Source organism: Rahnella woolbedingensis, assembly GCF_003602095.1.
GTDB lineage: Bacteria > Pseudomonadota > Gammaproteobacteria > Enterobacterales > Enterobacteriaceae > Rahnella > Rahnella woolbedingensis.
Genome location: NZ_RAHH01000109.1, coordinates 1 through 395, shown reverse-complemented (window position 1 = coordinate 395; position 395 = coordinate 1). Strand labels below are relative to the sequence as shown.

Annotated in this window: 2 tRNA genes and 1 other RNA gene; all 3 read left to right on the top strand. The window is 49.6% G+C overall.

Annotated elements, in window-relative coordinates:
- The 3 genes from D6C13_RS25440 (at position 1) to D6C13_RS25430 (ending at position 350) form a co-directional block, all read left to right on the top strand.
- Positions 1-76 (top strand) — tRNA-Lys (locus D6C13_RS25440).
- A gap of 14 nt (positions 77-90) precedes the next feature.
- Positions 91-210: non-coding RNA, RtT sRNA (locus tag D6C13_RS25435), on the top strand.
- Positions 211-274: 64 nt separating this feature from the next.
- Positions 275-350: transfer RNA gene (locus D6C13_RS25430), tRNA-Lys, on the top strand.
- Positions 351-395 lie beyond the last annotated feature (45 nt).

The window sequence follows — 395 nt, the reverse complement described above, 5'->3', positions numbered from 1 at the left end:
GGGCCGTTAGCTCAGTTGGTAGAGCAGTTGACTTTTAATCAATTGGTCGCTGGTTCGAATCCAGCACGGCCCACCACTTTCAAAGTGGAAAATGTAGTGAAGCAGTGCAGGATGAGAACCAGAGGTTCGAGCCGAGCGAAGCGAGACGACAACGCGCAAGCGTTGCCCGCAAGGCGAGGTGAAACCGAGTCAATCCAGCACGGCCCACCACTTTTTAGGTAGATCCTCCTGAAATTATGAAAGCCAACAGTAAAGTAGTAAAAGGCATTTAGATGGGCCGTTAGCTCAGTTGGTAGAGCAGTTGACTTTTAATCAATTGGTCGCTGGTTCGAATCCAGCACGGCCCACCACTTTCAAAGTGGAAAATGTAGTGAAGCAGTGCAGGATGAGAACCA